General features: G+C 71.7%; 15 protein-coding genes. 11 read left to right on the top strand and 4 right to left on the bottom strand.

Annotated elements, in window-relative coordinates:
- Nucleotides 1-16: 16 nt before the first annotated feature.
- Complete coding sequence (locus ACWGJY_RS20665; RefSeq protein ID WP_453262266.1) at nucleotides 17-1,510, top strand: CoA-acylating methylmalonate-semialdehyde dehydrogenase; 1,494 nt, start codon at nucleotides 17-19, stop codon at nucleotides 1,508-1,510.
- A gap of 157 nt (nucleotides 1,511-1,667) precedes the next feature.
- On the opposite strand, the gene ACWGJY_RS20670 is transcribed toward ACWGJY_RS20665, so the two are convergent.
- Entirely contained in the window at nucleotides 1,668-2,681 is a 1,014-nt protein-coding gene (locus ACWGJY_RS20670) for an alpha/beta hydrolase (RefSeq protein ID WP_453262267.1), read from the bottom strand.
- Between the two features lie 266 nt (nucleotides 2,682-2,947).
- On the opposite strand from ACWGJY_RS20670, the gene ACWGJY_RS20675 reads away from it, so the two are divergent.
- The 3 genes from ACWGJY_RS20675 to ACWGJY_RS20685 all read left to right on the top strand — a co-directional run bounded on the left by ACWGJY_RS20675 (nucleotide 2,948) and on the right by ACWGJY_RS20685 (nucleotide 7,619).
- Nucleotides 2,948-5,050 carry an FUSC family protein gene (locus tag ACWGJY_RS20675; RefSeq protein WP_453262268.1) on the top strand — a complete coding sequence of 701 codons (2,103 nt, stop codon included), beginning with the start codon at nucleotides 2,948-2,950 and terminating at the stop codon, nucleotides 5,048-5,050.
- A gap of 165 nt (nucleotides 5,051-5,215) precedes the next feature.
- A complete protein-coding gene (gene mreB, locus ACWGJY_RS20680; protein WP_453262269.1) occupies nucleotides 5,216-6,295 on the top strand; it encodes a rod shape-determining protein MreB in 1,080 nt (359 codons plus the stop codon).
- Between the two features lie 220 nt (nucleotides 6,296-6,515).
- Nucleotides 6,516-7,619, top strand: a complete 1,104-nt coding sequence (locus ACWGJY_RS20685) for an alpha/beta fold hydrolase (protein ID WP_453262270.1) — start codon at nucleotides 6,516-6,518, stop codon at nucleotides 7,617-7,619.
- Here the strand turns inward: ACWGJY_RS20685 and ACWGJY_RS20690 are convergent.
- Nucleotides 7,612-7,776, bottom strand: a complete 165-nt coding sequence (locus tag ACWGJY_RS20690; RefSeq protein ID WP_453262284.1) for a TetR/AcrR family transcriptional regulator C-terminal domain-containing protein — start codon at nucleotides 7,774-7,776, stop codon at nucleotides 7,612-7,614. The genes ACWGJY_RS20685 and ACWGJY_RS20690 overlap by 8 nt on opposite strands.
- 62 nt (nucleotides 7,777-7,838) lie before the next feature.
- Between ACWGJY_RS20690 and ACWGJY_RS20695 the strand changes: the two genes are divergently transcribed.
- Both ACWGJY_RS20695 and ACWGJY_RS20700 read left to right on the top strand, forming a co-directional pair.
- Nucleotides 7,839-8,171: a hypothetical protein gene (locus ACWGJY_RS20695; protein WP_453262271.1), complete on the top strand. Its 333-nt coding sequence runs from the start codon at nucleotides 7,839-7,841 to the stop codon at nucleotides 8,169-8,171.
- A gap of 373 nt (nucleotides 8,172-8,544) precedes the next feature.
- The gene (locus ACWGJY_RS20700; protein ID WP_453262272.1) at nucleotides 8,545-9,363 is read left to right on the top strand and encodes an IPT/TIG domain-containing protein; all 819 of its coding nucleotides are present in this window, start codon (nucleotides 8,545-8,547) and stop codon (nucleotides 9,361-9,363) included.
- Nucleotides 9,364-9,466: 103 nt separating this feature from the next.
- On the opposite strand, the gene ACWGJY_RS20705 is transcribed toward ACWGJY_RS20700, so the two are convergent.
- Nucleotides 9,467-10,516: a tyrosine-type recombinase/integrase gene (locus tag ACWGJY_RS20705; protein WP_453262273.1), complete on the bottom strand. Its 1,050-nt coding sequence runs from the start codon at nucleotides 10,514-10,516 to the stop codon at nucleotides 9,467-9,469.
- Nucleotides 10,517-11,518: 1,002 nt separating this feature from the next.
- On the opposite strand from ACWGJY_RS20705, the gene ACWGJY_RS20710 reads away from it, so the two are divergent.
- The 5 genes from ACWGJY_RS20710 (at nucleotide 11,519) to ACWGJY_RS20730 (ending at nucleotide 21,288) form a co-directional block, all read left to right on the top strand.
- Nucleotides 11,519-11,935, top strand: a complete 417-nt coding sequence (locus ACWGJY_RS20710; RefSeq protein WP_453262274.1) for a hypothetical protein — start codon at nucleotides 11,519-11,521, stop codon at nucleotides 11,933-11,935.
- 173 nt (nucleotides 11,936-12,108) lie between these two features.
- Nucleotides 12,109-12,315: a DUF5988 family protein gene (locus tag ACWGJY_RS20715; protein WP_453262275.1), complete on the top strand. Its 207-nt coding sequence runs from the start codon at nucleotides 12,109-12,111 to the stop codon at nucleotides 12,313-12,315.
- Between the two features lie 130 nt (nucleotides 12,316-12,445).
- Nucleotides 12,446-13,729, top strand: coding sequence for a beta-ketoacyl synthase N-terminal-like domain-containing protein (locus tag ACWGJY_RS20720; RefSeq protein ID WP_453262276.1), 1,284 nt, complete (start codon nucleotides 12,446-12,448; stop codon nucleotides 13,727-13,729).
- Between the two features lie 35 nt (nucleotides 13,730-13,764).
- Nucleotides 13,765-20,118, top strand: a complete 6,354-nt coding sequence (locus ACWGJY_RS20725) for an SDR family NAD(P)-dependent oxidoreductase (protein ID WP_453262277.1) — start codon at nucleotides 13,765-13,767, stop codon at nucleotides 20,116-20,118.
- A 645-nt stretch (nucleotides 20,119-20,763) separates the two neighbouring features.
- Nucleotides 20,764-21,288 (top strand): ATP-binding protein, encoded by a 525-nt coding sequence (locus ACWGJY_RS20730; RefSeq protein ID WP_453262278.1) that lies wholly within the window; start codon nucleotides 20,764-20,766, stop codon nucleotides 21,286-21,288.
- A gap of 487 nt (nucleotides 21,289-21,775) precedes the next feature.
- Here ACWGJY_RS20730 and ACWGJY_RS20735 read toward each other — a convergent pair whose 3' ends face one another.
- Nucleotides 21,776-23,167 carry a transcriptional regulator gene (locus ACWGJY_RS20735; protein ID WP_453262279.1) on the bottom strand — a complete coding sequence of 464 codons (1,392 nt, stop codon included), beginning with the start codon at nucleotides 23,165-23,167 and terminating at the stop codon, nucleotides 21,776-21,778.
- Nucleotides 23,168-23,810: the final 643 nt, after the last annotated feature.

Below are 23,810 nucleotides of genomic sequence, written 5' to 3' on the forward strand. Positions count from 1 at the left end.
CAGAAAGGCCCCTCGCATGAAGACCCTCAGCCACTGGATCGGCGGCAAGCCCGTCGAGGGCGTTTCCGGCAACTTCGGCCCGGTCTACAACCCGGCTACCGGCGCCCAGGAGAAGCAGGTCGCCTTCGCCTCGGCCGACGAGGTCGACGCGGCCGTCGGCGCGGCCAGGGAAGCCTTCCGGACCTGGGGCACCAGCTCCCTGGCCAAGCGCACCTCGGTGCTGTTCAAGTACCGCGAGCTGCTCGATGCGCACCGCGAGGAGATCGCACGGCTGATCACCGCCGAGCACGGCAAGGTGCACTCCGACGCGCTCGGCGAGGTGGCCCGCGGTCTGGAGATCGTCGAGCTGGCCTGCGGCATCCCCGAGAAGCTCAAGGGCGAGCTGTCCACCCAGGTCTCCACCCGGGTCGATGTGGCGGCGATCCGCCAGTCGCTCGGTGTGGTCGCCGGCATCACGCCGTTCAACTTCCCGGCGATGGTGCCGATGTGGATGTTCCCGCTGGCCATCGCCTGCGGCAACACCTTCGTCCTCAAGCCCAGCGAGAAGGTGCCCAGCGCCGCGTTCAAGCTCGCCGAGCTGGCCGCCGAGGCGGGGCTGCCCGACGGTGTGCTGAACGTCGTCAACGGCGACAAGGTGGCCGTCGACGCCATCCTGGAGCACCCGGACATCGCCGCGGTCTCCTTCGTCGGCTCCACGCCCATCGCCCGCTACATCCACACCACCGGTACCGCCAACGGCAAGCGCGTCCAGGCGCTGGGCGGCGCCAAGAACCACATGCTGGTCCTCCCGGACGCCGACCTCGATCTGGCCGCTGACTCCGCGATCAACGCCGCGTACGGCTCGGCGGGCGAGCGCTGCATGGCGATCTCCGTCGTGGTGGCCGTAGGGGAGACCGCCGACCCGCTGATCGGCAAGATCAAGGAGCGCGCCGACCAGCTGTGCATCGGCCCCGGTGACGACCCGGCCTCCGAGATGGGCCCGCTGATCACCAAGGTGCACCGTGACAAGGTCGCCTCCTATGTCTCCGGCGCCGCGGCCCAGGGCGCGGATGTCGTCATCGACGGCACCGGCTACACCGTCGAGGGCTACGAGGACGGCCACTGGATCGGTGTCTCCCTGCTGGACAACGTCACGCCGGAGATGGACGCCTACCGCGACGAGATCTTCGGCCCGGTGCTGTCCGTGGTCCGCGTCGGGACCTACGACGAGGCCATCGCGCTGATGAACAACTCGCCGTGGGGCAACGGCACCGCGATCTTCACCCGGGACGGCGGTGCGGCCCGCCGCTTCCAGATGGAGGTCGAGGCCGGCATGGTCGGTGTGAACGTGCCGATCCCGGTGCCGGTCGGCTACCACTCCTTCGGTGGCTGGAAGGACTCGCTCTTCGGCGACCACCACATCTACGGCAACGACGGGGTGCACTTCTACACCCGCGGCAAGGTCGTCACCACCCGCTGGCCCGACCCGTCCGACGGCGGCATCAACCTGGGCTTCCCCAGCAACCACTGACCCTCCCGCGACAGACCCCCGGCCGGCCTCGCCGGGCGGGGGTCTGTCCGCGGTACGGGCCGGCGAACCCTGCTCCCCGGGCCGGCGGCGGGCTGTGCGCCGCCGGTCCCGGCCAGGCTGCCGCGTGGTGACGCCGTGGGTCCGGCCCCGGCCGCTGTCAGGCCGTCGGCCCCTGCATCCGCGCGCTGACCCAGCGCATCGTGCCCTCGCCCAGGCCCTGCACATACGTCGCCGCGCTGTGCGTGCCGCCCGGCACGATCTGCAGCCGGGTGTGTACCGGGCCGTGCCCGTACTGGGCCATGAACTTCCGTACCTTCGGCAGCACCGTGTACTCCTGGGAGCCGTCCTGGAAGGCGACGTAGACGGGCGGTCCGCCGCGCGCGATCAGCCGGCGGGCCAGCACCTCCGGGTTGTTCTCCCGCTCCTCCTTGGCGTGGCCGTTCCACAGCGGTGAGTCGGGCACGATGTCCGGCCCGTTGGGGATCGCCATCTTGAAGGTGTCCGGGTGCTGGAGCACGTTCTTCAGGGCCGCGAAACCACCCGAGGAGGAGCCCATGACCGCCCAGGCGTCGCGGGTCTTGAGGGTGCGGAAGTTCTGCCGTACGAGGTCGGGCACGTCCTGGCTGAGCCAGGTGCCGATCTTCGGCTGGCCCGGTATGTCGCTGCCGTCGTAGTACTGCTTGTCATTGGGGTTGAGCACCGGCATGACGACGATGAACGGCAGGCTGCTGCCGTTCTGGGACCACTGGGCGAGGCTCTCCTCCAGTTTGAGGTCGGAGCCGATCCAGTAGTTGACGGGGAAGCCGTACGAGCCGGGCAGCGCCTCCATCACCGGGAAGCCCTTGTTCGCGTTCCGCTTCTCGTAGTACTCCGGCGGTGCCCACACCCACACCTTCCCGGTGAAGCCCGACTTCGGGCCGTGCAGCGTGGTGACGCCGATCGGGGTGTTCTGGCCGGCCCCGCCGACCCGGCTCTCCTCGTTGAAGCTGATCGGACGCGTGGGCCACTGCACCAGCGACCGCTTCCCCGGGGGTGTGGCATGCAGCGCGGCGCTCGTCCCGCCGAACCGTACGGGGGAGGCCTGGGTGGCGCCGGTGCCGCAGCCGGCCGTGGCGGCGAGAACGGTCAGGGTGATCAACGCGATCACCGGACGGAACAGGGCTTTGCGCACGAGGCCTTCTCCTTGCCGAACACCCGGGAGCTTTCCCGGCTGCCCCACAAGAGGGGGCCGGTGCGGGCCCGGGTTTCCCTTCCGGGGTGTCGGCTTGGTCGCACCGCCACCCGGAATCCGGGCATCCCCTTCGTGACCTGGGACGTTTTACGCGTGCCGGGTGGGTGTTTTACCGGGATTTTCCCGGTGGTGGGGTGGCGGGACGCGAAAATTGCACCCACCCCGGCCAGTCCGGAACGTCCGTCTTCGGACCGTATCCTCTCGCTATGACGTGGTCGCGTGCGCTCAAGGAGGCCGCCCGCTCGGGGCTGACCATCGAGCGGACCAAGCTCACCCCGCTGATCGCCATCCGCGGTACGGCCGGTGTCGCCCTCGTCATCGGCCTGTGCCTGTGGCGTGGCGATCCGACCCTCGCGGTGTCCTCCGCCTTCGGCGCGTTCTCCTCCGGGATCGTCACTTTCCAGCGTAGTATGCGGCCCCGCCCGGTGCTCGCGCTCGCCGTCGCCGCTGCGCTGGCCCTCTCCACCTTCCTCGGCTATCTGGCCGCCGTCCATCTCGCCGTCTTCCTGGTGCTTCTGGCCGGCTGGACCTTTCTGGCCGGGCTGGCCTGGGCGATCGGCCCGGTCGCCGGACTGATCGGCACCCAGACCGTGGCGATCATGCTGGTCACCGTCACCCTGCCGACGTCCGTCCTCGGTGCTCTGCAGCACGCCGCCCTGATCTTCTTCGGCGGTCTCGTCCAGGCCGCCCTGATCGTGCTCTTCCCGGTCCGCCCCTGGGGCGTCCAGCGCGATGCGCTCGCCGACGCGCTGGCCGCCGAGGCGGACTACGCCCGGCGGCTGCGGCACGACCCGGTCGCCCCCTTCGACCCGTCCCCCCTGATGGACGCCCGGCTCGCCTCCGCCGTGACCGCGCGTCAGGCCAGGCGCCGCCCCGTACAGCTGCACGGCCCGCGCGGTCTGGCCGAACGCGTCCGGCCGGTCCTCGCCTCCCTCGCCGACCCGGTCGTCGGCACCCCGCTGGAAGGACCCGAACGCGACCGTGCCCGCGATCTGCTGAGTGCCGCGGCCACCATCCTGGACGCCGTCGCCCACGCGGTACGGCACGCCAGACCGGTCCGGCTGCCCCCGGAGGCGATGGCCACCCTCGAAGTCCCCGCCAGCGGCCCGATGCTGCACGGGGCCGCCCGCCGCTCCGCGTACCGGCTGATCTCGCTGCTCGCCGACGCCGTGGAACTCACCGACGAGCCGGTCCAGGCCACCCGCCCCACCACCGAGGCCGAACGCGGCCATCTGCTGCGCCCCAGCGTCCCCAGGCTGGTGCCGGGCGCGCTGCGCTCCCTGCACCGCGAGGCCCGCTGGTCCTCGCACATCTTCCGGCACGCCCTGCGGGTCTGTGCGGTCGCCGGCGCCGGCTATCTGCTGGGCACCGCGCTCCCGCTCGGCCACGGCTACTGGGCGCCGATCGCCTCCGTCATGGTCATGCGCCCGGACTTCGCCCAGACCTACTCCCGCGGCATCGCCCGCTTCATCGGCACCCTCGTCGGGGTCACCGTCGCGGGCGCGCTGATGGCCCTGGCGCACCCGGGCACCTATGTCAGTGCCGGGCTCGCCGTGGTCTGCGTCTGGCTGATGTATCTGCTGATGCGCACCGGCTTCTCGGTGACCTCGGCGTGCGTGGCCGCCTATGTCGTCTTCCTGCTCGGCATCGCCGGTGCGGGCTGGGAGCAGACCGTCCAGGAACGCCTCGTGCTCACCCTCCTCGGCGGGCTGCTCGCGATGCTGTCGTACGCGCTGTTCCCCGCCTGGGAGACGCCCAGGCTCCGCGACCGCCTCGCCGAGTGGCTGGAGGCCAATGGGCGCTACGCGCTGGCCGTGTTCGACCTCTACGCACAGCCCGCCGAGCGCCGCCCCCGGCAGGTCCGCGACGCCCTGCTGGACTCCCGCGCCGCCCGTGCGGCCTGGGAGGAGAGCGAGGCCCGTGCCGAGAAGGAACCCGTACGCCACCGCGGCCTCTCCCTCGCCTCGGCGAACGCGGCCAGCGCCGCGCTCGCCACGATGGGCCGGGTCACGATGATCCTGGAGGTGCATCTGCCCGAGCGGGATGCCGCGTCCTCGCCCGGTGCCACCGCGTTCGCCTTCGAACTGCGCACCTCCCTGGAGGAGGCCACGCGCGCCGTGCGGGAGCGTGGCCCCTTGAACTGGCGTGACCTGCGGGCCGTATGGGAGAGATGGGACGCGGAGGACGAGAGCCGCGGTGTCGCCCTGCGCGTCGCGGACCTGCAGCTCGACGCCCTCGACGAGCTGGCGGAGGCGCTGTCCCGGGAGCCGGACGAACTCCGGGGGGCCGAGGGGAGCGGCAGCGGCTGAGGGCGGCGGACGGGAGGGGCGGCAGGCCGGGCGGAGGGAACCATTCCGGCCCCCCGGTAGTCTTGTTCATTGACCGCAATGAACGCCATTGCTCGCCCATGGGGTTGTCTGCGGCGCAATGCCCCCAGGATCCCCGTCCGTCGCGAGAGAGCACACGAACCCCCCATGGCGTCCAGCACTTCGTCCGGTACGTACGACATAGGCATCGACCTCGGCACGGCCAACACCCTGGTGTACGTCCGTGGCAAGGGCGTGGTGCTGAACGAACCGTCCGTCGTCGCGGTCAACACCGCCGGCGAGGTGATCGCCGTGGGTGCGGACGCCAAGCGGACCATCGGCCGTACCCCGTCCGGGATCACCGCGATGCGCCCCCTGCGGGACGGCGTCATCGCCGACTTCGACGCCGCCGAGCGGATGCTGCGCGCCCTGATGAAGAAGGCCCTGCCCAGCCGCCGCTTCTCCCGGCCGCGGGTGGTCATCTGCGTCCCCTCCGGCATCACGGGCGTCGAGCGGCGCGCGGTCATCGACTCCGCCCGGGGCGCCGGGGCCCGCGAAGTGCACCTCATCGAGGAGCCGATGGCCGCCGCGATCGGCGCCGGCCTCCCCGTGGACGAGCCGGTCGGCTGCATGGTGGTGGACATCGGCGGCGGCACCACCGAGGTCGCGGTCATCTCCATGGGCGGCCTGGTCACCGCCCAGTCCGTACGGGTCGCCGGCGACGCCATGGACACCACCGTCGCCGCCTACATCAAGAAGCAGCACTCCCTGGCGGTCGGCGAGCGCACCGCCGAGGACATCAAGATCGCGATCGGCTCGGCGGTCTGGACCCCGCTGGACACCGACGAGGACGGCACTCCGGAGCGCCCCACCTCCTACACCGTCCGCGGCCGCGACCACATCACCGGTCTGCCCCGGATCCAGGAGATCACCGAGGAGGAGATCCGCGACGCCCTGGCCGAACCCGTCGACGCGATCGTCCGTGCCGTCCACCGCACCCTCGACGAATGCCCGCCGGAACTGTCCGGCGACATCGTCGAGCGCGGGATCGCCCTCACCGGCGGCGGTGCCCTGCTCCGCGGCCTGGACCGGCGGCTGCGCCAGGAGATGGGCGTCCCCGTGGTGGTCGCCGACCAGCCCCTGGACTGCGTGGTCAACGGCACCGCCAAATGCGTCGACGAATTCGCCACCCTGCACGGCCTGTTGACGGGTGCGAAGGAACAGCCGAGGCGGACGGTCCGGCTGTAGGGGCGGCTGTCCCGGCGCAGGGGCGGGGCCTTCGTCCCGGCCGCGTTTGCCGACCCGGCAAGAATCCTCGCGCGCGCCGTGCGGCGCCGCCATGATCGTGGGGAGCGGTCACGGGGACCGCGGCCGGGCCGACCGGCTGCCCGAGCGTCCGAGGCCCGCCGCCGCCCGCAGGCCACGCCACCACGGCACGGCCCCACTCCCCACTCCCCGAGGAGGATGCATGCCGCAGTCCCCCGAGACGCCGTCCACACCCTCCACTTCCCCGGCCGGCCCGGCACCGGCGCCGCACCCGCCCGCCGGCCTGCCGCCCGAGGCGGCCCACCGCTCGGTGGAGGTCCCCGGCGGCCGAATCCACCTCGTCGAGCAGGGCAGCGGCCCCCTGGTGCTCATGGTCCACGGCTTCCCGGAGTCCTGGTACTCCTGGCGCCATCAGCTCCCCGCGCTCGCCGCGGCGGGCTACCGGGCGGTCGCCCTCGACGTACGGGGCTACGGACGGTCCTCCACACCCCGTGACGTGGCGACCTACCGGATGCTGGCCCATGTCGCCGACAACGTCGCCGTGCTGCGCGCCCTCGGCGAGGAGAGCGCGGTCATCGTGGGCCACGACTGGGGCTCACCGATCGCCGCCAACACGGCGCTGCTGCGGCCCGACCTCTTCACGGGCGTGGCCATGCTGAGCGTCCCGTACGCGCCCCGTGGCGGAACGCGGCCCACCGAAGCCTTCGCGGGGCTCGGCGACGCCGGGGAGTTCTACGTCAGCTACTTCCAGGAACCGGGCCGGGCGGAATCGGAGATCGAACCCGATGTGCGCGGCTGGCTCGCGGGCTTCTACGCCGCAGGCTCGGGCGATGCCGGGCCCCCGGCCGGCGGGGACCACATCGCGCAGTTCTCGGTCCCCCCGGGCGGAAAGCTGTCCGACCGCTTCCCGGCCCGCAGCCCCCTGTCGCTTCCCTGGCTCACCGACGCCGATCTCGACTTCTACGCGGGCGAGTTCGAGCGCTCCGGCCTGACCGGTCCGCTCAACCGCTACCGCAACGTCGACCGGGACTGGGAGGACCTCGCCGCCTGGGACGGGGCCTCGCTCACCCAGCCGTCACTCTTCATCGGCGGGGAACACGACGCCTCCACCAACTGGATGGCCGGCGCCATCGAGGCGTTCCCCCACACGCTCCCCGGCCTGTCCTCCTCGCACATCCTCGAAGGCTGCGGACACTGGGTCCAGCAGGAACGCCCCGAGGAGGTCAACCGCCTGCTCGTCGACTGGCTGCGGTCGCTGCCCGCGGCCTTGGCCCGCCCGACGCGCCAGGGCACCGGCCCTAGCTGATGCCCCGGCCCCGGCCCCTGCTCATATAGGCCTCCAGGCCGTCCAGGATCCGTTCCAGGCCGAACTCCCATGCCTGGTTGCGGGAGGTGCGGTCGGCCCCGGTGGCGGCCACGGCCGCGGCGACCGCGGGAAAGCGGTCGGCGCGGCCGGCCAGCAGTTCGTTCCACGGGCCGTATCGCGCTCCTCGGTGACGCCGCCTACGGTGCCACGGTCGGTGGCATGGGCACCGGCTCGGCCGTCATCGGTGCCTATGTCCTCGCCGGCGAGCTGGCCCTCGCCGGCGGCGATCACCCAACGGCCTTCACCCGCTATGAACGGATACTGCGCCCCTATGTGACCCGCTGCCAGGAAGGCGGCCGCGGCGCCGGCGAATTCCTGGCACCGGCCACCCGGGAGGCCATGGACGCCCGCAACGCGGCCCTGAACACCCCCGCCACCGTCACCGCCATGCTGCAGCAGGGCCACGACATCTCCGCGGCGCTCACGCTGGAGGACTACCCCTCACTGGTCGCCGCCGCGGCCCCCGTGGAGGGCCCGATACGGACCGTGTGAAGGGCGGGCGCGGGAGGGTGCCGGAGGGGTGGTGAAACCGCCGGTCCGCGCGCTGAGCCGAATGGGTGTTCCGGCGTCAACGTGATTGTCCGGTGTCACCTCTTCTGGGTTACTGGTGATGCCTGGTCGGTGGGCCGTCCATCCCCCTCGGGCTTCCGCAGTCGGCCCACCCTCCAGCCCTCTTCGCTGTGGGCCTGAAGGGCGGCCAGCGGCACGACGGCCTCTTCACCGCCCAGGTGTGAGCCGGCCACTGTGCGCCGTCTGTGCCACCCCGCCTGTGCGGCCGGCTGCTGCCAGTGCTCGGGTCCCGGCCGGTGAGCCGCATCCGTCACCAGCGGACCGAGCAACGAGCTCACACAGCAGGAGGACCTTCATGTCCACACCCACCATTCAACCGGCCGTGCCGGCCATCCCGTTGCCGCTCGGGCCCGTGCTGCTCGGCGCGCTGCCGAACTCCGGCCCGACCACGGGCGGCAACACCGTGCAGCTCATCGGGCTCGGCCTGGGCGGCGCCACCAGTGTCCTCTTCGGGACGACGTCGGCGACCATCGTCGGACAGGACACGCTGGGGCTGACCGTCACGGTCCTGGCTCCGGCGCATGCCGCGGGCGCCGTGCAGGTCACCGTCACCACCAGCGCCGGTACCAGCAACCCGGCGACGTATGTGTACGTGGCGCCGGTGCCGCCGACGGCCGCGGCCATCACCCCCTCGCTGGGTCCGGTCACGGGGGCCACCCCGTTCGTCATCACCGGTGCGAACCTGCAGAACGCCACCGTCACCATCGGCCGCATTCCGGCGGCCGTCCTGGGCACGGACCCCACCGGCAGCGTCCTGTCCGGTATCGCTCCTGCGGGACCCCCCGCGGGAGGCAACGTCCCGGTCGTCGTGACGACCCCGCTCGGCACCGCGACCGTCCCCGGCGGATACACCTACGTCCCGGCGCCTCCGACGGTCACCGGAACGGTCACCCCGGCCTCGGCGGCGGCGGGCGCGGCGTTCACCATCGTCGGGACCAACCTCTCCGGGGCGACCGTGCTCTTCGGGGCCGCGCCGGCCACCGGCGTGGTGGTCAACGTGGGCGGCACCTCGCTCACCGGGATCGTCCCGCCGGGCACGGTCGGGTCGACCGTGCAGGTGACCGTCCAGACGGCGGGCGGTGCCGCCAACGCCGGTTCGTTCACCTACCTGTGACGGCCCGTCCGGCGGCCCGTCCGGCGGCTGACGGCCCGGGTTCCGGCTGCGGCCCGCCGGCCGCGCCCGGTCCGCCCGGCCCCGTCCGGGCACCCCGTCGCCGTCACCCCGCCGGGGGACGCCGGAAAGCGTTTCGGCCCCCGCCCGTCGTACGGGCGGGGGCCGAACTCGCCGGTGGCTCCCCATGGCTCTCCGCGGACCGCAGAGGCCCGTCAGGGGGCAGGTACCGCCGGGCGTCCTGCGCAGGACGCCCGGCGGCGCCGCACAGCAAGGGCAGCGGAAGTCCCGCGTCCGCCATCCATGTCAGGCCGGTGTGGCGCAGGTCCTGGCGCCGGAGGTACTCATGACCCAGTTCGGCCACCACATCGTCCCAGCGGGTCGTGTCCCGCAGCTCCGCCGCGGTGAACCGGCTTTGGCGCGGGCCGGTGAACAGCCGGGCCCCAGGCGTGTGACGCGCCGCCTCCAGCCGTCCGGCCGCCAGTTCCCGCGCCGCGGGGCGCAGCGGCACCACCCGGTGGTGTCTGCCCCGGCAGGGACGGTCGTCCAGGCCCTCCGGCTCGGACACGGTGAAGCGCTGGACCTGCCAGGTCCAGGTGCTCATATCGATGTCCTGGGCCTGCAGGGCGGACACTTCGCTGAAGCGGGTACCGGTCCAGGCGGCGAACCGGACGATGTCGCCCCACCCTTCATAGCCGTCCGGGGACCGCTGGACGAGGGCGGCCGCCAGCCGCTCCAGCGTCCGCACGTCCGGCAGGGCCAGCGCCCTGGGAGTGGTGCGCTCGCTCTGTGCCCGCTGATACTCCTGCTGCCAGCCGGCCACCCGGGCCGGGTTGGCGTCCAGCACCCCGTCCCGCACCGCCTGTTCCAGGACGCGGACGAGGACGGCAAGGCTGTTCTTCACCGTCGACAGCCCGCATTCGTCGGCGATCCAGCAGTGCAGCGCACGGTTGACGACGCGGCGGGTGACCTTCCGGATGAGGACGTGCCCGATGCTGGGAATGACACGCAGCCGCCACCCGGCCTGGTAGGGGGACATGGTCAGGGTTTCCAGGCCGTGCATCGCTGCCGTCCACCTCCGTTCCCCGTAGTCGGCGAGTGACATCGTGTGGGTGTCGGCCGCACGCGGAAACCGGCACCCGGCGTCATTGTTCATTATCGAATCACCTCTGTCTGCTCAGGAGTTATTCCGCCGCCAGGTACGGATGGCGTGATTCGCTCTTGAGCGTGAAACCGGTGTCGCGGAATCGTGATGACTTCATACCTGGGTGGGACGGTGAACTGCGCGCCCCGGGGAGAGCTTTTTGACGTGCCGTCCACTACGGAGGAGAACAACAGCCGGCCAAGGTCAGCAAAAGGACCGTGTGCCCCGGCACGGACGGCCCGTGCCGGCCCCCGGCGTGGTTCCGTCACCTGTACGGGAGAATTTTGAGCGCATCTTCAACTGGGTCATGAGCGCATCTTCAACTGGGTTATGAAGGAAGGAAGTTGTGCATGCGGCGGGCGTTGCCGATGCCGCGGCGACTTCCGGTGCCCGGCCGTCCCCGGCCGGTGCAGCCGTCTATTGACAGCACGTCGGTTGCCGCTGCGTTCCACGCACAAGAATGACAAGCGGCGAGCTTGCTGCTGCGCACGGTTCTACTGCGCGACCGAGCAGGAGCAGTGAGCAATCAAACGCTTCATCAGTCATGAGTCGAATAAAGGCATCTCCTCAGGCCATTGCGCAAGTTGGTACGAGTTTCCTCTTTTCGCGCTGCTCCGAACGGGTGGCCTTATCGGTTGACTGTTGTAGCCCGCCGAGCCGCATGGATAACTAGTCGCATCCAACCGGTGGGCCGCCCATCCTCTCCGGGGAGCGGCACCTGGCCTACCCGTTGGCCCGGCCCAGAGCCTGGTTGCGGTCAGACCAAGATGCCGTATGGGCGTCCCCGGTAGAGGGTTTTGGATCCGTCAGCCGGTGCCGATACGTCGGCACCGGCCGATCGGCCCCCACATTCGGTCAGGGGGCTTCATGCGAACCATTTCCATTATTCGCTGGGTCAGCGGTCTACGCGCCTTGACCCCGGGCCTCACCGTGACAGCACCGGCATCCGCCCGGTCCGGCGGTGACACGACCCTCACGGCCCCGGTTCCCGGTGCGGAAACGGCGCCCGCCGGCATGGCACACGCAGCCGGCAACGGCACGCGGACGCCGGCACCGTTCCGCACCTCCCGCCTCCCTGCTCCGTACGACGACGGAAGCACGGATTCCGCAGGACTCCCGCACCGCACCACGGCGGTCTTCCCGGCCGAGCCGCATGCCGCCACCGCCCCTCCCGGCCGTGTGATGTTCCCCCACTCCACGGCGCTGAAGGGGAATCGCCGCCCCGGCGGCCAAGGTCCGTCCACCGGCGACGGCAGCATCCCGGTGGCCGACGGTGCCGGCACCGGCCGCGCCGCCGGTCCCGTCGGCCGCAGCTCCCGTCCCGCCGCCCGCCCGGACGCGGTGGTCCGGGACGGCACCCCGCGCACGGCCCCCCGCCCGGCGGGTGCCCCCCTGCCCGTCCTCGTCCACGGTGGCCGGCCGGCCCTCTGAGCGGCCGGCCGGCCATCGTTCCACCGCGTTCCGGGGCGGGCCGGCCCCACTTCCCGCAGCCGGCCGGGCCCGCCCGGCAGCCGCACCGCAGTGACCTGCGCCCGGGTTCCCCCGACCGCACATCTGAAGCCTGCCCCCAGAAAACCCACTGCGACAGAACACCGGAGGACAGCATGGCGCAAAGAAGAATGGTGATCCTCGTCGACGGGCCGGAAGGAAATGCCCTGCCACGGTCTGCGCGTGACAACGAGGGCGATCCGATAAGGATCCTGCGGGGCAACGGCTACGAGCGCTTCGAATTCTACGGCGAATACGCGGACTTGGGCGGAGAGCCGGTCCCCGTGTATCGCTGGTGTTACCGCACAAGAATCGCCGAGTAGGTGCTGTGCGTCCCGAAGAAGAAAGCGATGTGCAGAGGAGAACGACCATGTTGAACCTCATGAGGAACGGAGTCCTGTCGTGAACCGAGAATCTGGTGAAGGTGAAAACCGAAGCGACGGCCGGAGTGTTGTGGTGACCGGTGTCGGATTCTGCCTGCCCGGTCGTACGGAGCCGGTCTTCACGGCCGACGACATGTGGGACGTCGTCTCCAACGGCCAATCCTGCCTCAAGCGTGACGAGGTCTACTACGGCTCGGTCGAGCTCACCCAGGAGATGTTCGACGAACGCCTCCCGGACGTTCCGCCGTTCTTCTCCCGGCATTACACCTCGGCCCACCGTTTCGGTCTCGTATCGATGGCCGAAGCGACCACCGATGCCGGGCTGACTTTCTGCGGCGGCGCACTGAGCGAAGCCGCGATTCTGGTCGGGCGCGGGGGTGTGGACTCCAATATCGAAAGCTATCTTTCGGTGCTGGGTGCCGATCCCGGAAAGACTTCCGCACCGGACGCCATGGAGTTGTTCGTCGCGGCCCAGCAGGCCGTGACGCCCTCCGATGTCGCACTGGTTCAGGCGGCGCTGACCCAGTCCAACGGCCCCTGCTACACCGTCTCGTGCGGCTGCGCTTCCTCCGCCGTGCAGATCGGCAATGCCCGGCGGATGATCGCCCAGGGCGAGGTCGATGTCGCGGTCGTGACCGGGGCGGATGTCTTCGACGTCCACCTCATCCAGAACATCCAACGGCTGCTGAGCGGCGCCCAGCAGACCTACGACTCCCTCCGCACGACCGGGATGCCGGAACTGCTGCCGTCCTTCAGCTCCCTCATGCGGCCCTACGACCGGCGGGCGGACTGCATCAACCACGGCGAGGGCGCGGCCACCGTGATCATGGAGAGCCGGGAACACGCCGCCCGGCGCGGTGCACACGTCTACGGCCAGGTGCTGTCCACCGCCATGACCCGTGACGGGCTGGCCAACCCCCTGGCCTGCGACGAGACCGGCGCGGAACTCGTCACCGCGGTCCGCCGCTGCCTCGGCGACCGGTGGCGGATCGACGATGTGCCGTACGTCCACGGCGGCAGCGACGGCAATGTCGTCGTCACCGCCTTCGAGGCGAACGCCGTCAAGGAGCTGTACGGGCCCGACAACGACCTGCTGATGACCTCGCAGGAAGGCTGCTTCGGCCACAACGGCGCACCGGCCGGCTGCCTGGGCGTCGCCATGACGCTGATGATGATGGAGCGAGGGCAGGTCTGCCCCACCGCCAACTGCGAGCAGCCGGCCGACGGGCTGCCCTTCGACCCGGTCCCCGGCGTGCGGCCCCGGCCGCTCGACTTCGACTACGCGCTGAGCTTCAACTACCAGGTCGGCGGTGTGAAGAACGCCATTCTCCTCGGCAGTCCGGAAGCCGTGTGACCACGGGCAGATCACCTCCCACGTACGGAGCCCCGATGAGCTATGACACGCACGGCTCGACAGCCGAGATGCGACCCACCCACGAGACAGAGCAGATCGCCGTGATCGGCATGGGATGCCGGCTCCCCGGCGACATCGATTCCCCCGCGGCCCTGTGGCACCTGCTGGTCGAGGAGCGCGACGCGGTGGGCGAACTGCCCGCGGAGCGCCGGCGCCTCGTCCCGGAGGACTCCCCGGGGCCGGGCAGCAGGGCACCGACGCCCCGCCAGGGCGGCTTCCTGCGCGACGTCACGGGCTTCGACGCCGCCTTCTTCGGCGTCTCGGGCCGCGAGGCCGACGTCCTGGACCCCCAGCACCGCCTGCTGCTGGAAGTCACCTGGGAGGCCCTCGAACACGCCGGCCTCCCCCCGGACCGGATGAACGGCACCCCGACGGCCGTCTTCGCCGGGATCAGCTACAGCGACTACATGGACCGCCTGGCCGGGCAGCCACAGGAGCTGGAGGGGTCGATCCTGACCAACGGCCACTGTGTGGCCGCCGGCCGGATCTCCTATCTGCTCGGTCTGCAGGGACCGTGTGTGTCGCTGGACACCGCCTGTTCCTCCTCGCTGGTGGCCGTGCACATGGCACGCCAGTCGCTGAGCGCCGGCGAGTGCGACCTCGCGCTCGCCGGCGGCGTCACCCTCAGCTTCCAGCCGCGCATCACCCGGTCGTTCGCCAGGATGGGCATGCTGTCGGCCGGCGGCCGCTGCCGCACCTTCGACGCCGGCGCCGACGGCTTCGTACGGGGTGAGGGCTGCGGCGTCGTGGTGCTCAAACGCCTCCGCGACGCCGTACGCGACGGTGACCGGGTGCTGGCGGTGCTGCGCGGCTCGGCCACCAACCAGGACGGCTCGTCCGAGGGGCTGGCCGCTCCGTCGGTGACCGCCCAGACCGCCCTGTACCGGGAGGCCCTCAGGCAGTCCGGCGTCGACCCACGGGACGTGGGCATGGTCGAGGCGCACGGCACCGGCACCCCGGTGGGGGACCCGATCGAGTTCGCCAGCCTCGCCGAGGTCTACGGCAACGGGCCGGGCCGGTGCGCCCTGACGTCGGTGAAGACCAACGTGGGGCATCTGGAACCGGCCGCCGGAGTCACCGGACTGATCAAGAGCGTGCTGTGCCTGCAGCGCGGCACCATCCCGGCGAACCTGCACTTCCGGGACTGGAACCCGGCCATCTCCGCGGTGGGCACCCGCTTCTTCGTTCCCACCGAGCTGTCCGCCTGGCCGCTGCGGACGCTCACCCGGCTGGCCGCCGTCTCCTCCTTCGGCTTCTCGGGCACCAACGCCCACGTCCTGCTGGAACAGGCTCCGGAACGCCCGGCCGCCCGGCACCAGGGCGCCGGCCGGCCCGCCCAAGGGGCGTCCGAGGTCTTCCTCGTGCCGGCCGGCTCGCCCGATGTCCTGCCCGCCGCGGCCACCCGGCTCGCGGACTGGATGGAGGGCGACGGCGCGAACGTGCCGCTGCGCGACCTCGCGCACACCCTGGCGCTCCGGCGCTGCGCGGGCCACGGACGGCTGGGCGTGGTCACCTCCACCCGCCGCGAACTCATCGGCTCCCTGCGGTCCTTCGCGTCCGGACAGCGGCACCCGGCGGTCGTGACCGGCGCCGTGGGCGCCGCGGTGGAGCGGCAGCCGGTGTGGGTGTTCTCCGGCCAGGGCTCCCAGTGGCCCGGTATGGGACGCCGGCTGCTGAAGAGCGAACCGGCGTTCCTCGACGCGCTGACCGAGGCCGACGCGCTCATCAGGGCGCAGAGCGAGGTCCGGGTGCTCGATGTGGTGCGGCACGGCCGGCCCGTCCACGGGTGCGGCACGGTGCAGCCGGTCCTGTTCGCCCTCCAGATCGCCCTCGCCGCCACCTGGCGCTCGTACGGCGTCGAACCCGCCGCGGTGATCGGCCACTCCATGGGCGAGGTCGCGGCGGCGGTCGTGGCCGGCGCGCTGACCCTGGCCGACGGGGTCCGGGTGATCTGCCGGCGCTCCGGGCTGCTGAGCGATATCGCCGGCTCCGGCGGCATGGTGAGCGTCGGACTGGACGCCGCCACGGTGCGGCAGGAACTCGCGGACAGCGCGGCCGACACCGTGTCGATCGCCGTCCTGTCCGCGCCCGACTCCACCGTCGTGGCCGGCCGCACCACGGAGGTGAGCCGGCTGGCCGCCGCCTGGGAGGCCCGGAAGATCCCGGTGTTCCCGATCGCCGTGGACGTCGCCTCGCACTGCCCCCTGGTGGACCCGGTGCTGCCGGCCCTGCGGGCGGCCCTGGCCGGCCTGGATCCCCGGTCGCCCGAGGTGCCGTTCTACTCGACGGTCGTCGACACCGGTGAGACACCGGCCTTCGACGCCGGCTACTGGTGCGACAACCTGCGCCGCCCGGTGCGGTTCGCCGAGGCGGTGGCGGCCGCGGCCGCCGACCGGCACGTGGTCTACACCGAGATCTCGCCGCACCCCGTGGTCACCCACTCCATCGAGCGGAGCCTGGCCGGTCTCGTCGCCGAACCCGTCGTACTGCCCACGCTGCGCCGTGAGGAGGACGAGCAGGCCACGTTCCGCACCCAGCTCGCCGCACTGCACTGCGCCGCGGTGCCGGTCGACTGGCGGCAGCTGTACGGCGACGGCAGCCTCGTGGACGCGCCCACCGTCACCTTCGACCGCCGCCACCACTGGGCCGACGCACCCCCGCCCGCGGACGCCGCCGACACCGCCGATGTCCCCGGGGCCCCGCTGCCCGGCCGGCACACCGAATTCCCCGGCGACCCCGTACGGCACTGCTGGCGGGCCGGCGCCGGCACCGAGGCACTGCCCTGGCTCGACGACCACCGGGTGCACGGCAACGCGGTCTTCCCCGGCGCCGCGCACGTCGGCCTGGCGCTCTCGGCCGCCTGCGAGGCATTCGGCGCACCACCGCACGAAGTGGAGGTCACCGACGTCCACTTCCAGCAGTTGCTGCAGCTGGGCCCGGACACCGAGGTCTCCACCGCCGTCACCATGAGCGCACCGGACCGGGCCCACTGCGAGATCCTCGCCCGGAACGAGAACGGCGACTGGGAGGTGCAGGCCGACGCGGTGCTGCACCGGCTGCGCGTACGGCCCGAGCTGCGGCCGAGATCCGTCGAGGCGATGGCCCTGCGCCACCCGCTGTCCCTGGAGCCGGCCGCGCTCTACGACAGTCTGCGACGGCGCGGCCTGGAGCACGGCCCGGCGTTCACCGGTGTCCTCGAACTGCGCACCGGCCGCCACAACGACAGCTTCTGGGCCAAGGTCGGGCTACCGCCCCGGGCGTGCACCCCGCCGTCCGGGCTGCCGGTCCACCCCGTCCTCCTCGACGTCTGCGCCCAGCTGGCCGTGGCGCCCCTGATCAACGAGGACGACCAGGCGCTGGTGCTGCCGGTGAGCATGCAGGCGGTGCGCATCACCGGCGACCCCGCGAGCGCCGTGTACTGCCACGCCCACGTCAGCGAGATCACCCCGCAGGCCATCGTGGCCAATGTGCGCCTCCTGGACGACAGCGGCGCCGTGGTCCTCGTCGTCAACGGTCTGCGTTTCGCACGGCGGGCGGTGCGCGACACCCCGGCGGTCGACGACTGGCTCCTCGAAATCGGCTGGCAGCCGGCGCCCCGGGCGACCCCGGACGCCGGCCTCGCACCGGGGAGCTGGCTCCTCGTGGGCGAAGCGGACGGCGCGGCCCAGGCGCTGGCCGCCGCGCTGCGCTCGCGCTGTGCCCGCACGGTGGTCTGGGACCGTTCCCTCGACGACACCTCGCTCGGCTCGTTCCGCGACGCCCTCACCGGGCGGCTGGCCGCCACCCTCGAAACCCCGCGCGGAGTGGTGCTGGTGTGCGGACCCGCCAAGGGCGGGGAGCCGACGGTGCAGTCCTTGTGGCGCACCCGCCGGCTGCTCGGCGCCGTCCAGGCGATCACCGCCACCTCCTCGTCGCCGCGTCTGTACGTCGTCACGCGCGGCGCCCGCAGTGTGCTGCCGGGCGACGAGGTCGACCTCGGCCAGAGTGCGCTGCGCGGACTGCTGCGGGTCGGCGCGCTCGAACACCCCGAGATCCGGCCGGTGCTGGTGGACGCCGACCCGCAGGACGCCGATCCCGGGGAAGTGGCCCTGGAACTGCTGGCGGACGCGGACGACGACGAGGTCGCCCTGCGTGCGGGCAGCCGGCATGTCGCCCGGCTGGAACATGCCGCGCCGAGCGGCGGGCAGGACCGGGCCGCCACCCCGTGCACGGTGCGGTACGGCGTGGACGGCTTCCGGCTGCGCGCGGGCCTGCTGGGCGATCTGTCGAGCCTGGAGTACGCCGCCACCGGCCGGCGTGCGCCGGCTCCCGGCGAGGTCGAGGTGCGGGTGACCGCCGCCGGCCTGAACTTCCGCGATGTGCTCACGGCCATGGGCCTGCTCCCCGGCGACCTGGACGTCCGCTACCGGATCGGATTCGAATGCTCCGGAGTGGTGAGCGCGGTCGGCGCCGGGGTGGAACGTCCCCAGGCCGGGGATGAGGTGATCGCCGTCGATCTGCGGGGCGGAGCCTTCGGTTCCTTCCTCACCCTCCCGGCCGACGCGGTCGCCCCCATCCCGTTCGGCATCGAACCGGTGGCCGCGGCCGGGCTGCCGATCGCCTTCCTGACCGCCTGGTACGCGCTGCGCTCGGTCGCCCGGCTCGCCGCCGGGGAACGGGTGCTGATCCACTCGGCCACCGGCGGCACCGGACTGGCGGCGATAGCGGTGGCCCGGCTGCTGGGCGCCGAAGTGCTGGCCACGGCCGGCAGCGAGGACAAGCGCCGCTTTCTGCGGGGCATGGGCATCCGCCATGTGATGGATTCCCGCACGCTCGAATTCGGCGAACGCACCCGCGAGGCGACGAACGGGGAGGGCGTCGATGTCGTCCTCAACTCGCTGTCCGGAGCGGCCATCCGCACGGGCCTGGAGACGCTGCGCCCCTTCGGCCGGTTCGTGGAGCTGGGGGTGCGCGACATCATGGCGGACGCACCTCTGGGCATGCTGCCCCTGCGGCACAACGTCACCCTGAGCACCGTCGACCTGATCGAACTGCAGCGCAACCGCCCCGACACCTTCGCCGCGGTGTGGCAGGAGGTGCTCGGCGCGTTCGAGGAGGGCCGGCTCAAGCCCCTGCACTGTACGGAGTATCCGCTGCGGGAGGCCACCACGGCGTTCCGCACCATGGCGGCCGCCGACCACATCGGCAAGCTGGTGCTGACCGTGCCCGGTGAGGGCGACGCCCCCGCGGTGCTGCCCGAGAGGGATCTGCCCGTGGAGGAGGGCGGCGCCTATGTCGTCACGGGCGGACTGAGCGGCCTGGGCCTGGCCACGGCGAAATGGCTCGCGGCACACGGCGCCGGTCACGTCGTGCTCAACGGCCGCAGCGCCCCGGCCCCCGAGGTCGCACGGACCCTTGCCACGGTGATCGGCCGGACCGCGAAGGTGTCGGTGGTCCTGGGCGACATCGCCGATCCGGACGTCGCCCGGCGGCTGGTGTCCACCGCGGTGACCGAGGGGTTCCGGCTGCGCGGGGTGGTGCACTGCGCCATGGTGCTGGACGACGCCGTGATCGCCAACGTGGCCGATGACCAGCTGGAGCGGGTCTGGATGCCGAAGGTCGTCGGTGCCTGGCATCTCCACCACGCCACGGAGGGCCACTCGTTGGACTGGTTCGCGGCGTTCTCCTCGATGGCCTCGCTGCTGGGCAATCCCGGCCAGGGCGCCTATGCGGCGGCGAACTCCTGGCTCGACGGGTTCGCGGCCTGGCGCTCCGAACAGGGGCTGCCCACGGTGGCGGTCAACTGGGGGCCGTGGGGCGAGATCGGTGTCGCCACCGACTTCAGCCGCCGCGGATACCGCACCATCCCCACGGACCACGGCCTGGCGGCCCTGCGGACGCTGCTGGCCCACCGGCGGGTGCAGACCGGGGTGATTCCCGGCCCGCCGGACACCTGGGTTCCGCCGGCGGGCCGTCATCTCCCGTTCTTCAGCGGGGTGTTCGACCAGGCACCGCCGCCGGCCGCGGCGGCACCGGCCCGCGAAGACACCGAGGACATGCGGGCCCGGCTCACCGCACTGCCTCCCGGCCTGGCCAGGAGGGCCGCACTGGAAGAGCATCTGGCGGGCCACGTCCGCGATGTGCTGCGGCTGGGGGAGAGTTCGCTCGACCCGCAGACGCCGCTGAAATCCCTGGGCTTCGACTCCCTGCTGGCGATGGAGCTGCGCGTACGCATCGACCGCTCCTTCGCCCTCTCCCTGCCGAGAAACTTCGTCTGGGAACATCCGACGCTCGCCGCTCTCGCCGCCGGTATCGCCGAGCATCTGGGCCTGGAACTGACGGCGAACTAGCCCCGTGAGCGCTTGGGGACCGCACCCGCCCGGCGGGCTGTTCACCGGCCCGCCGGGCGTCGGCACGCCCGCTTCTGCGCCTTCTGCCTCTCCGCCCTCCGCCTCTCCCTGCTCCGCCTCTCCCTGCTCCGCCTCTCCCTGCTCCGCCTCTCCGCCCTCCGCCTCACCCGTATCAGGCCCCCGCGAGAACACCGGGGAAAGCGCATCCCCCGCCGTCCCCTTCCGCACCTCTCCCGCCGTACCACGCAAACGGATTCGGCAATTCCGGACCGCCGCCATTTCTGGTACATTCTTGCCACCTTATCTTCTTGCGCCTCTCTGTATACTCCTTGCACTCTCCGCATACTCCTTGCGCATTTCCGTCAATAGAATTGACGGAAATGCGCAACCGTTTTTTTATGGTCATAGTATTTCGCGTCGCAATATCACCGCCCGCTCCCGTCGCTGCACTGTGCGCCTTCCCGGGCGGGCTCGGGACTGCTTGAATTATGACGGGAAAGCGAGTCGGAAAGCGGCCCGGTACGCACCGGAGGCGCGGCGCACTGCGAAGGCCGCTGCCAGGGCAGATCGAGCGATGGCGCTGGCCGTGCTTCATGAGGCGAAAGCGGCATCGGGGTCCATGAGGCACGTACGAAAGGGGTATTCATGTTACCCACCTCAATGCATTCGGCCGAAGTCATGGTGACCGTCCGACATATCGCGAGCTGGCCGCAGGAAAGGAGCGCCCTGATTCCCGCCGACTGCTGGCGCTCCGCACAGCGCGTGGTATTTCGCCTGCCGGCGCTGAAGCGGGCGGTGCCGGTCTGCCGGAACCTGGCCCGCGCCTGGCTCGACGGACAAGGCATCCATGACGAGGACACCCGCTATCCGGTGTTGCTCGTCCTGTCGGAACTCTTCACCAATGCCGTCCAGTATTCCGCCGGAAGATGCGTCACCTGCCGGATATGGAAGTCGGCCGGCCTGCTGCACATCGAGGTCCACGACCGCGGCGGCACCGCGTCGGTTCCCCTGCTGCGCCGCCCCGGCCAGGCGCAGGAACACGGCCGCGGCCTGGAACTGGTCGCCAAGTCCTCCTGGCGCTGGGGCCGCAGGGTCGAGGACGACAACAGCTGCACCGTGTGGGCGGCAATACCGCTGACAGCCGGCCTGCACCACAGCATGGTGCCGTAACGCACATCTCGGGGTCGGCCTCCCTGGCCGGACCGCGCTCCCCGGGACCGGGCTCCGCGGCCGTAACGCACAGTCTGGACCGCGCAGTCAGGGCCGGCCTTCCGCGGCCGTAACGCACACCCCGGGACCGGCTCCCACGGCCGGACCGCTCGGAGCGCCACCCGGCGACGCCTCCTTCCGGACGGCCGGAAGCCCGCGCGCCGCGCATCCCGCCTCACCCAAGCGGCCGGACGGATCGTCACCGGCGACCGGTACCCGTCCGCCGCTGCACCGCACCCCGTTGGGGTGCCTCCCTCCGCCGACGGTCAGCCGGGCACCGTCCCCGCACCTCCCCGCGGGACGGAACGAGCCGGCCGGCCGTCGGTACCCGCACGACAGGCGTCCCGCCCACCGCTCGGCCCTCACCGAACTGCCCTCCACCGACCCGCCCTCCACGGGCCCAGCCTCCACCGACCCACCCTCCGCCGGCCTGCCCTCCGGTCTCACGTCACCGGGGCACCCGCACCCCGCTCTCCTGGACCAGGGCGTCGAACTCGCGCACCGGCTGGGCGTCCGCGTAGGGCCGCAGCTCATCCCTGAAGTTCTGCAGATACCGCTCGCCGAGCGCCGACTTCAGCCGGCCGAGCAATGCCACCGCCTGCACCGCCACCCGGCACGCCTCCTCGACATCACCGGCCTGCACCAACGCCGAGGCGAGCAGCAGCAGATCGATGGCGCGGCGGCGCACCCGGGTCCGCGGATGCCGGGCCAGCGCTTCCTCGGCCCGTCGGGCGGCCGGACGCGGCTGCTGCAGATCCCGGAAGCAGTGGGCCAATTCGTCCGCCAGATAGGCCCGGTCGAAATGCGCGATCCATTCGGGGCTGTCCCCCGGCACCACATGCGCCATGGCGTCCATGGCCTTGTCCGCCAGTATTTTGCACATGCGCGCGTCCCCGAGCAGGGCGTACCCGCGGGCCTCCGTCGCGTAGAACATGGCCTGGGCGGCCAGCGGCGCCCGCCCCCGGGTGCCTTCCTGGGCGGCCCGAGCGAGCTGCACCGCTTCCCTGGAACAGCCGGCGCCGACGGCGAGATGGCTCAGCCCGGCCAGCACATACCCCCCGTAACACCGGTCGTCGGCGGCCTGCGCGAGCCGCAGCGCCTGGATGTAATACCGCTGCGCCAGGCCCGGCTGCCCGGTGTCCAGAGCCGTGTATCCCGCGAACTCCGTCAGCCGGGCCGCCGCCGCGAACAGCTGCCGTCCCGTGGTCTCGCCGTAGCTCCCGTCCATCAGTCCGGACAACACGCTGTTGAGGCAGGAGACCACGACCGGCCGGACGTATCCGCTGCCCACCCGGTGGTCGAGCTCGGCCAGCGCCTGGGTGGTCGCCCGGACCAGCTCCACATCGGTCATCCCCACCCGCGGCCCCAGCCGCCAGTCCCGCGCCACCTGCACATCGGGCGAGCTGATCAGCCAGTCCCTGCTGGGCTCGACCAACGCCGAGGCGGTCATGGCGGACCGGGACAAAAGCCCCCGGGACTCGGCGTCCATGTGCCATAGTTCACGGACCTGCTCCAGTGCGTCCTCCACCGTGGCCGCGAAGTGGAGCCCGACCCCACAGGTCACGCTGTTGCCGTTGGCCATACCGATCTCTTCCGTCGAGACCGTGCGGCCCAGCCTGCTGCTCAGCGCCTCGGCGATGATGGCGGGAACCCGGCCGCGAGGCCGCTGACCGCTCAGCCACCGGCTCACGGACGTCTTGTCGTACCGCAGATCCAGGCCCTGTGCCTCTCCCAGAACGTTCACCTGGCGAGCCAGAGCCGAGTTGGACAGCGAGGCTTCCTGGATGAGGGACCGCAGTCGCTGGTTGGTCTGACGCGCGACGAGTGGTCGGGCGGCCATGGTTCGCCTCCAAGCACATGCCGCCAACGCTTCACGTTGGCATATCCAGAGAGAACGGGATAGAACAGTCATTACCCAACAAGCGGGACTGAATCGCGATGACCAAAGTCAAGTAGCCACCCCGGCGTTGCGCGCAGTAGCGAAGATGCACCAGGGGGCTCCGAACGTCCCCCACTCGCGCCCGGCTGCCAGTAGCGCCCCTGCCCGCTCTCCGGCGCCCACCACTCTCCACGGCGCACAACCAGCGCCCCCGAGCGCCTGACGGCCGGGGCTGCGGGTGACGAGACCGGCCCCGCGATCCGGGCAGCCGCCCCACCGCCGCCGTGCCACTCTCGCCGTCGGCCCGCACTGCCTCCGACAAGCTCCTGCCGCGGGGCATGACGTCACGCAGCCGCGCCTGAACACCCCCACGGACAACTGCCGCTCGGACGACGGCAGACGGCACCCGACAGGCGGCAGACGGCACCCGACAGGCGGCGGCCGGCACCCGGTACGGGACACCCGGCACCGCTGGATTCCAGGCCGGCGTGTGAACCCTGCCGGGCATCGTCCGTGTGGGTTCGTGAATCCGTGTGGGTCCGTGGATCCGTGTGGGTCCGTGGAGCGGAAAGTCCGCTGCCCCCGGTGCGGCACACCGGGGGCC

The organism is Streptomyces sp. NPDC054765 (genome assembly GCF_053612065.1).